Raw genomic sequence first — 8,671 nt, forward strand, 5'->3', positions numbered from 1 at the left:
GAGCGTCAGCCTTCAATAGGTCACGGTGACGGTGATCGTGTCGGAATACGTGGCGGGCGCCGGCGTCGTTTGCGGCGGCACGCGGCCATACACGGTGTAGGACTGGCTGGCGCCGTTACCCGTCGCGGCCACGGTGTCCGTGCCGACCGTGTTGCCCCAGACGGTGGTGCGCCCGCTGTCGCTGTAGAGGCTGTAGTTGATGGTGTTGCCGGCGTTCGTCATCTTGCGCACCGCCACGGTGGCGCCCGCTCCCGTGCCGACGTTGAAGCCGACGTTGTAGGGCGTGGTGTCCGTGCACTGCACCTGCACGGTCGAGGTCTGGTCGACGTTCGTCGTGATGACGCCCTGGCTGCCGCCGAAGTTGAGGGTCGACGCGCTCCCGATCACGCAGGAGGCGACGACGGTCATCTGCACGGTGTAGGTCGTGGTCGTCGTGGCGGCCAGGGCCGTACCCGCCAGGACGGTGAGGGTCATCGAGGCGACAAGAAGAAACAACTTGCGCGTCAGACGAAAGATCATTCGATTTCTCCTAAGGCATGAGGCGATGGCTGTTTATCGTCGAGCAGCGCCCGAAACTGACAGCCTATTGGCCCCTGTTGAGTTTTGTTGCGGATGCCGTGTCAGCACCAAAGAGCTCAGCTCGTCTTCCGCCCGGACAACAGCGGCCGCTTGGCCACACATCGCCTGGTGCAGTCGATAACCGATCGGCAGCCGCACCTTGCTGTTGAGAAACACGTACAGGTGGTGTTCGTTGGCCGTGTCCACCGTCAGGCTGTCGGCGGGATAGACCTCGAAGCCTTCATGCTCGGCGCCGATGATCCGGCTCTTGATCTCCTGCACATCGTTCCAATCGTGCACGGCGGCGTCGTCGTGCCGTTTGATCGACAGCCAGGCCACGTCCCCGTATTGCGCCCCCAGGGGCGCGCGGACCACGCTCACGCGCACCTGGTAGGTCTCGTTCGTGTAGACGGTCTGTTGTCGCAGGGACTCTTCCTTCTGCAAGGCAGCTGCAAGCGGCGTCCGCGGGCTCCTGGCGTCCTGCTCGATGCCGAGCGATTCCTTCGGCGATCCGATCGCATAGAAGTTGCCCATCGGCGACGGCTGGCCCCACGGCGAGCCATGCGGTCCGATGGAACTGCTCGACAGGCGGTGCTGCAGCGCCCCGTTCCACGCGGCCAGCTCGGACTCGCAGGGAGGACCGATCTCGGCGTCTTCGATCCCGGTGCGGGACCAGCAGAACCAGTAGCGGCCGTCCAGTAGCTCGCCGTCGGCGGCTCCGCCTCGCAGGACCGAGTAGCCGTCGGTACGCAGTTGCTGCCGGATCGAATCGGCGAATTCAATGGGGTTCATCCGCTTTCTCTCCGGTCGTTCAGTTCGAGCGCTTGTGGATGGCATGTACGGGTATCGAACGAAACCGCACTGCCATGAAGGCCTCGACGGGCCGGATGAGCATCGTTGAGCGTTGAGCCGCGACGACAGATCGGAGGGGCGGGCCGGTGACGCCGCCCCCCGCGGAATCACAGTCCGGATTCCTCCGCGGCCTTCAGCACCTTGTCCACGTAGGTCGAATCGCCGGTGCCGGCGGGCGTGGCGGTGTAGTCGTTGACGTCGACGCCGTTGGGGCCGGAGTTGTATGCGCGCAGCGCGAGCTCCCAGCTGCCGAACTTGTCGTACAGCTCCTTCATGTAGCGGGAGCCGGCCATGATGTTGTCGCCGGGGTTGTTGACGTCACCGCCGCCGTACGTCTCGAACTCGCTGCCCTGGATCTGCATCAGGCCGCCACCCGGCGTGCTGGCATTGCCCTTGGACTCCTGCCAGATCATGCCGGCCAGGATGTCCGGCGGTATGCCCGTCTCCTGGGAGGCGCGATCGATCTCGCTCTTGTACTTCTCCCCGATCTGCGCCGGTGTGAGGTCACCGCCGCTGCCCGGAAGCGGCGTGGTGTCCACCGCGCCGGTCTCGGTGGTCGAAGACGGCGACGGCGACGGCGACGGCGACGGCGACGGCGACGGCGATGGCGATGGCGATGGCGATGGCGATGGCGATGGCGATGGCGATGGCGATGGCGATGGCGATGGCGATGGCGATGGCGATGGCGACGGCGACGGCGATGGCGATGGCGACGGGGATGGCTTTCCGGGTTGACCTTGGGGGACCCCTGGTCCGGTGGGCTGGCCGCCTTCCGTGGGTCCGCCTGGAGGCCCGTCGATGCCTGCGCCCGGGCCCTTGGCCTGATCATTGGGACTGAACGGACCGCCGCCCTGCGACGCCTGCTGCATCAGCTGCATCAACAGTTGCAAGAGCTGCTGCAGCATCTGCATGATGCCGCCGTCCTGCCCTGTCGGGTCCGTGCCCGAGGGGCCGCCTACCCCGTTGGGGCCACCCGGCCCGCCGGGGCCGTTGGGGCCGCCCCCGAGCTGATTGCCGCCGCTCTGGAGATTGCCGTTGATCTGGTCTTTCAGGCCTGTCAGCCCGCCTGCGGCCTGCTGGAACTGCATGGCCGCGAGCATCACTTCCATCACGCTCGACATGAGCTTCTGGATCGCCTGCACGTTGCCCGCGCCGCCCACCGGTTCGATCGAATTCGACATGGGCGTTCCCGTCACCAGCTGGGCAGCGAGCCGCTGCCCAGTGCGTCCATGATCTCCTGGACGTAGTTCTGCGACTCCGGAATGGAACGCCAGTCGGCATTCGGCCCCTGGTTGTAGCCGCCCAGCGCGTCCTCCAGGCTGCCCTTCTCGTCCATCATCTTCTTCAGGTACATGGTGCCGACCTCGATGTTCAGCTCCGGGTTGCTCTTCAGCTCCTCGGCGGTCACCGGTCGGCCGAGCAGCTCGCTGGCTGTTTCCGGCTTCACCTGCATGAGGCCGACGGCACCGGCGCTGGAGGTGGCATTCGGATCCCCCTGCGACTCCTTGGCCATCACGCACTTGATGACCTCGGGATCCATGCCGTGCTTGGCGGCCGCGCTGTTGATGGCGTCGTCGTACTGGCCGCCGGCCGGACCAGTGCGGCTCGGGTAGTTCGAGTCCACCGGAGTGCCGCCCCCCGAGGACGAGACCCCGCCGGTCGGCGATCCCGACGGCGAGCCCGAGTCCAGGGTATGGCCCGGGCCGCTGGAGTTGCCGTTGGGGCTGAAGCCCCCGCCGCCCTCGCCGCCCTGGGACATCTGCTGCATCACCATCATCAGCATCATCAGCAGCTGCTGCAGCATCTGCATGATGCCGCCGCCGCCACCCATCGGGTCCGTGCCGGAAGGGCCGCCCACGCCGCTGGGGCCGCCGATGCTGCTCGGGTCGCCGCCGACCTGGTTGCTGCCGTCTTGAAGATTGTTGTTGATCTGGCCCTTCAGGTCCTGCAGCCCGCCGCCCTGCGATGCCTGCTGGAACTGCATGGCCGCGAGCATCATCTCCATCATGCTCATCATGAGCTGCTGGACGGCTTGCACTCCGCTGGGGCCGCCTACCGGCGATATCGAATTTGACATGTGTGTTTCCTATCGCCGCGCAGGCATGCGCCGCTTGGCAGATGGTCGATTGCGCAGCGTCAATCGCCGTTCATGAAGTCGTACAGGATGCGTGCTGCAGTCGTGCGCTTGGTGTCTTGCGGATCCTCGGCACGCTCGTACACCTTGCGCCACATCGTTGCGGCGTCTTCGGGTGTGCTGGTGCCCTTGACGGCATCCACGGTCGCCGACTCGTTGTTCTCCAGCTCGTGCTTGATGAAGCCGTAGTTGGCAGCCGGGCTGGCCGGATCGAGGCCGTTTTCCTTGCACCAGTTGATGAACTGCGGCTTGCGGTCGTAGCTCCACTGCGCCCAGCCGTAGCCCTTGTCGGTGGAGTTGGGCTGGCCGTACGGTTCATTGCCGGCGTAGGCGTACTCGTTGACGTTGGCGTTCATGCCGTCGCTCTCGTGCCACAGGTTGCCGGCGATGCCGGCGGCCTGCTCGGGCGTGAAGCCGAAGTCCTTCTGCAACTGCTCGGCCACGTTCTTGGCCATCTCCTTGCCTTCGGCTTCGGACAACGGCCCCTTCTGCGGCTCGGTGCTGAGCGGATCGGTCGAATTGCCCGTGGGGCCGCTCGGCTTGGGCTGGGCAGTCGGCAAGCTCGTGCCGCCGGTGCCGGTGGTCGGGTTGGTCCCCCCACCGGGCTTGTCGGTCGACGGCGTGCCGGTCGAACCTGCGGGAGGGGGGCTAGAGGGTGAAGGCGAGCCGCCGCCGGGGCCGCCGCCACCCGGGCCGCCGCCACCGGGACCGCCGCCACCGGGACCACCCCCACCGGGACAACCCCCACCGCTGGGGCCTCCGACCGGCGGGGTGCCAGTCGGGCCACCGGGCGGATTGCCGATGTTTTGGCCGGGGCCGCCGGAATCCTCGTTGGGATCCATCCCGCCCTGCGACATCTGCTGCATCAGCATCATCAGCAGCTGCAACAGCTGCTGCAGCATCTGCATGATGCCGCCGCCTTCCCCCGTCGGCTCCGTGCCCGAGGGGCCGCCCACCTGGCTGGGGCCGCCCGGGCCACCGGGTCCGCCCGGGCCGCTCGGCCCACCGGGGCCCCCACTGCTGTCCGGGCCGCCGCCGACCTGGTTGCCGCCGCTCTGCAAGTTGCCGTTGATCAGGTCCTTCAGGCCTTGCACTCCGCCGGCCTGCGATGCCGCCTGGCTGAACTGCATGGCCGCGAGCATCACCTCCATCACACTCATCATGAGTTGCTGGACGGCTTGCACCCCAGTGGGGCCGCCGACCGGCGATATCGAATTTGACATTCCCGTTCCTTTGCGTTGTTTGGTCCACCATGCCGCTTGCTCGCAGTGCAGCAAGCGCGGCAATGCGCAGATTCAAACGCGGCGTGGCGCACGCACCCGCGAAGCGTGCGAAGCCCCGGCCGGTAACGCGAAGATCCTCGAGCGCGGCGCGGCTGCTGCCGTACACCCGCGGTGGGTTCTTCGCTGGATCTGCCTGAGCTTCGCATCCGATGGCGGGCCGCATCCTGGTGAGCGGCATGCTCTGGGGGTGGGTCGGTTCATCGTTCGCGTTTGTCGCGGACGCGCCCACGACGCAGGGGACGAACAAGCCATGGAAGACGTCTTGGTGGTCGGCGCCGGGCCTGCCGGGGCGGCGTGCGCGCTGTGGTTGCATCAACTCGGGTTGAAGGTGATGCTGCTCGACGCTGGCCGAGCGATTGGTGGCTTGCAACTGCGCAGCCCCTATACCAACCGCTGGATTCCGAGCGTGCAAGGCAAGACGGGTCAGGAAGTCGCCCGACAGCTGGAAGAGCATGTGCGTTCGGCGTCAGTGCCCTGCAGATTGGGTTTCGACGTCGGAGCCATTCGGTATCGTGCCGACCATTCCGGATGGGAGGTATCAGCTGCCAAGGAGTCACTGCGTGCCACTTACGTGGTGATCGCCACCGGCTCGAAGCCGCGGTGCGGTGGATTCATGGAAACCGAGCACGTGGGCATTGGTCCTGGCATTTCCATGGAAAGGATCGACGTCCATGGCAAACGCGTGGCGATCCTCGGCGGCGGCGACAACGCCTTCGACCAGGCCGTCTTCGCACTTCGGCGCGGCGCGCGCAACGTCGACGTCTATTGCCGGCACACGCCCAGGGCGCAGCCGATCCTGCAACGCGAGATTCCGTCGCACTGTGTCCATGTGGGGCCATTCGATGCCGACCAGGTGCGCATGACGGTCAACGCAGCCGCATACGACGTTCTCGGCGTGCAATTCGGTTTCGAGGCGAGTATTCCGGCCGGGATTCGGTTGCCGCTGCGCGATGGCTACATCGTCGTGGACCGGCACGGAGCCGTTCCTCGCTTCAGGGGGCTGTTCGCCGCGGGCGAGGTGACGAACTTCTGGCATCCCTGCGTCACCACCGCCCTCGCGCACGGAGTGCAGGTGGCCAAGGCCATTCAGAACGACCATTTGGCTGCAGCGTCCGGCGCCATGCCGTCATTCGTTGAGCGGCCGGCACCGAGAGTGGCCCGCCCGCGGCGTGGGCCGGGGCTTCGCCCGCAAGCAGCGGCCAGGATGCACCAGGGCGGTGGTGCCATTGCTAGGAGCCTGTCGGACTTGAGCCCGCACGAGCGCTGAACCGAGAGCACGTTGGCTCTGTCGACGTTCGCGGTGCGATAAGGGTCCAATCGGCTGTCTGCGTGATCGCTGATCGATCTGAGCGTGCCCTGAGGGGCATCCCGAGGGAGGGTTTCGCGCGGCATTTCCCCCGCATCATGCTGCCCTCAGCGCGTGCAAGCGCTTGACATTCCATGCAAGCGTTACCAGCGTCCATTCGCCTTCGGCCTTTTCCAGCCCGCGCATGGGCATCTGCCGCCAGCCCTTCACGGCTCTTCGTCGTTTCGGGTGGAGCGCGAGATCGCGCTTCAATGAGACATAGCGCCTGAAGAACGCGGCATAGCGCGAACGAATGGCGAGACTGGGATATGCGTGAGTTTCCCGAGTCGGAGGTAGGCAACGGCGATGAAGTTGGCCGCCGTGCGGAAGCCGCGGGCCGCGCGCTTGGCTTGCTGCATCTGCCCGTTCATCGCCTCGACGAAGGCGTTGGATCGATGATCGAGCATGCCGCGCACGACGGCGTCGAAGTGCTCCTTCAGGGTGGCACCCAGCCGCTTGAACGACTCCAGACGACTGCGCCGAGCCCACGAGATCCAGCGCTTGAGGTCTGCTGCGGCCATATCGGCATGGTTGTGCGATCGCGCCAAAGCGAATACTTCCCGCAACCCCATCTTCAGCCGCCACGCTCGCGCACTCTTGAGGTTGGCGCGCTGCAGCCAGTGCATAACGCTGGCCTGTGCCGGGCTCCAGCCCGACGGGTTGCGCCGCATCGCCCACAGGATCGATCGGCGTTCGCTCGGCCCGAGCTCGCCCAGCGCCTGCTGCACAAGCTCGGCCTCGGCCTTCCATTCCGCCTTGCGCACTTCGTCCATCGCCGTGTTCGCCAGAGCAACGAGGAAGTTATCGCGATCGTTGTCCTTGAATTTGCGTGCGAGCGTCAAGGTTCCGGAACGAGGGCGCGGCGTCGCCGCCGTGACCGCTTGGCCGGGGCTGGACTGGCCCGCCGCCGCGACGCTGGGGCTGGCTGCCGAGCCTGTTCGCTTGCCCAGCAACTGGCGCAGTGCCTGGACGGTATCGAGGAACGCATCGCCCAGCGTCGGCCACTTCACGACGGGCTTGCCATCGCGCGGCAGCGCCTTGAGGGAGCCGAAGGGCGCCGAAGCCACCGGTCGAAGATGACCGGGACGACGATGGCCGAGCCTGCGCGGTGGCGCTCCATCGCGGGCCAGGCACTCAGGGTTTGTGCCAGGGTGTGGCGTTTCCTTTGCCGCACTGCTTCTTGGTCGGTGGTATGAGAAGGCGCCCTCCATGGCGCGACGGCGCTTCAGCGCTGCCGCGGATATCGCCCGCAAATCAACGGTCTACGCCGCCCTCATGAAACGTCACCCCTTGGCACGCGTTATGCAAAGCGGGTAGGCGTCTCAGCGATGGGCGCGCCACCAGTGAGCGAGTACCCGTAGCGACATGGATCAAAGCGCCCTGTTTCCTGAGCGTGCCGTCCGAGCCGACGCCAACTTCGTCGAAGTCGTGCGCCGCAACGCCGCGATCACTCGGCATGCCGCGTTTGTGTATCTGCGCGACGGCGAGGACGAGGTGGATCGGCCGAGCTTCGCTGATCTTGATCGGCAAGCGCGCGGATTGGGAACCCTCTTGCAATCCGACCCTGGGCTCGCCGGCCAACGGGTACTGCTCATCTTTCCGCCCGGACTCGACTTCGTCGTTGCCTTCGTTGGGTGCCTGTACGGAGGCGCCGTCCCCGTACCGATGAGTCCTCCACGACGTGACCAAGGCGTAGACAAGCTGCGCGCGATTGGTCTCAGCTGCGTGCCAAAGGCACTCCTCACCGACCGTGCGGCCGACGGAGACTGTACTGGTCTCCTCGGCTCACGCAATGGCGGTCGACAAGGTGTGTGTCGCTATCGAAGGGTCGCTCGCCGAAGTCAAGAGCCGAGGCTTCTGAGCTCATACCGCCGGTAGGCGCACGGTCAACGAGTTGAGAGTTTACTGGCGACGCAATGACGACGAGCGGCAGAAGCCGCTTGTCGTGCCGCTTCCACTCCGGCGCCTTGCCACTGTTGGTTGCTTCGCGGTGGCTCAAGTGGATGGCGCTAGACCCGCACCGGGTGGTAACCGAGGAGACACAAGATGACGACGACAAACGCGGCCGCGCGGCAGGAAGAATTCCTGGCCCCGGTCAAGACCCAGGTGCAGGCCAAGCTGCCGGCCGAGCAGCGCGAGACGCTCGCCACTTTCGTCGATCACTATTTCGGCCAGGTCGATCCCGAGGACCTGGCCGAGCGCGACAGCGGCGACCTGTACGGCGCGGCACTGTCGCACTGGCATTTCGCGCGCAAGCGCGAGCCCGGCCGCGCCCGCGTGCGGGCCTTCAACCCGACGATCTCCGAGCACGGCTGGCAATCGACGCACACGATCATCGAGATCGTCACCGACGACATGCCCTTCCTCGTCGACACCGTGACGATGGAGGTCAACCGCAACGGCCTGACGCTGCACCTGTTCGTGCACCCGATCGTCGACGTGCAGCGCGATGCCGGCGGCATGCTGCTGGGCCTGAACGGCGGCAAGCGCGAGTCGTTC

10 protein-coding genes are annotated in these 8,671 nt (G+C 66.3%); 3 read left to right on the plus strand and 7 right to left on the minus strand.

Features of this window, described 5'->3' with window-relative positions:
* Window positions 1–12: 12 nt before the first annotated feature.
* From HLB44_RS12625 to HLB44_RS12645, 5 genes are all read right to left on the minus strand, one after another.
* Window positions 13–519, minus strand: a complete 507-nt coding sequence (locus HLB44_RS12625) for a Csu type fimbrial protein (protein ID WP_173122913.1) — start codon at window positions 517–519, stop codon at window positions 13–15.
* A 33-nt stretch (window positions 520–552) separates the two neighbouring features.
* Entirely contained in the window at window positions 553–1,350 is a 798-nt protein-coding gene (locus HLB44_RS12630; RefSeq protein ID WP_173122914.1) for a DUF7694 domain-containing protein, read from the minus strand.
* A 167-nt stretch (window positions 1,351–1,517) separates the two neighbouring features.
* On the minus strand, window positions 1,518–2,591 hold the full coding sequence (locus HLB44_RS12635; protein ID WP_173122915.1) for a lytic transglycosylase domain-containing protein: 1,074 nt from the start codon (window positions 2,589–2,591) through the stop codon (window positions 1,518–1,520).
* 11 nt (window positions 2,592–2,602) lie between these two features.
* On the minus strand, window positions 2,603–3,424 hold the full coding sequence (locus tag HLB44_RS12640; protein ID WP_173122916.1) for a lytic transglycosylase domain-containing protein: 822 nt from the start codon (window positions 3,422–3,424) through the stop codon (window positions 2,603–2,605).
* Window positions 3,425–3,546: 122 nt separating this feature from the next.
* Entirely contained in the window at window positions 3,547–4,695 is a 1,149-nt protein-coding gene (locus HLB44_RS12645) for a phage tail tip lysozyme (RefSeq protein ID WP_173122917.1), read from the minus strand.
* Here HLB44_RS12645 and HLB44_RS12650 point away from each other — a divergent pair.
* Entirely contained in the window at window positions 4,673–6,094 is a 1,422-nt protein-coding gene (locus HLB44_RS12650; protein WP_217283622.1) for an FAD-dependent oxidoreductase, read from the plus strand. The two genes, HLB44_RS12645 and HLB44_RS12650, sit on opposite strands and share 23 nt — an antisense overlap.
* Before the next feature lie 287 nt (window positions 6,095–6,381).
* Here HLB44_RS12650 and HLB44_RS37850 read toward each other — a convergent pair whose 3' ends face one another.
* Together HLB44_RS37850 and HLB44_RS37210 are read right to left on the minus strand one after the other, a co-directional pair.
* A complete protein-coding gene (locus HLB44_RS37850; protein ID WP_173122918.1) occupies window positions 6,382–7,239 on the minus strand; it encodes a transposase in 858 nt (285 codons plus the stop codon).
* Between the two features lie 187 nt (window positions 7,240–7,426).
* Window positions 7,427–7,702, minus strand: coding sequence for a hypothetical protein (locus HLB44_RS37210; protein ID WP_246312202.1), 276 nt, complete (start codon window positions 7,700–7,702; stop codon window positions 7,427–7,429).
* Here HLB44_RS37210 and HLB44_RS38345 point away from each other — a divergent pair.
* Together HLB44_RS38345 and HLB44_RS12665 are read left to right on the plus strand one after the other, a co-directional pair.
* A complete protein-coding gene (locus tag HLB44_RS38345) occupies window positions 7,667–8,050 on the plus strand; it encodes an AMP-binding protein (RefSeq protein ID WP_425500803.1) in 384 nt (127 codons plus the stop codon). The two genes, HLB44_RS37210 and HLB44_RS38345, sit on opposite strands and share 36 nt — an antisense overlap.
* A 168-nt stretch (window positions 8,051–8,218) precedes the next feature.
* A partial coding sequence (locus HLB44_RS12665) for an NAD-glutamate dehydrogenase domain-containing protein (RefSeq protein ID WP_173122920.1) occupies window positions 8,219–8,671 on the plus strand: 453 nt, incomplete at its 3' end.

It is taken from the genome of Pseudaquabacterium terrae (assembly GCF_013266755.1).
Taxonomy (GTDB): Bacteria; Pseudomonadota; Gammaproteobacteria; order Burkholderiales; family Burkholderiaceae_C; genus Pseudaquabacterium; species Pseudaquabacterium terrae.

What these genes read in the sequence shown, in the direction of transcription:
- HLB44_RS12630 (WP_173122914.1), bottom strand. Translation starts at nt 1,350, where the DNA reads ATGAACCCCATTGAATTCGCCGATTCGATCCGGCAGCAACTGCGTACC.
- HLB44_RS12645 (WP_173122917.1), bottom strand. Translation starts at nt 4,695, where the DNA reads ATGGAGGTGATGCTCGCGGCCATGCAGTTCAGCCAGGCGGCATCGCAG.
- HLB44_RS12635 (WP_173122915.1), bottom strand. Translation starts at nt 2,591, where the DNA reads ATGTCGAATTCGATCGAACCGGTGGGCGGCGCGGGCAACGTGCAGGCG.
- HLB44_RS12650 (WP_217283622.1), top strand. Translation starts at nt 4,673, where the DNA reads ATGGCCGCGAGCATCACCTCCATCACACTCATCATGAGTTGCTGGACG.
- HLB44_RS12625 (WP_173122913.1), bottom strand. Translation starts at nt 519, where the DNA reads ATGATCTTTCGTCTGACGCGCAAGTTGTTTCTTCTTGTCGCCTCGATG.
- HLB44_RS12640 (WP_173122916.1), bottom strand. Translation starts at nt 3,424, where the DNA reads ATGAGCATGATGGAGATGATGCTCGCGGCCATGCAGTTCCAGCAGGCA.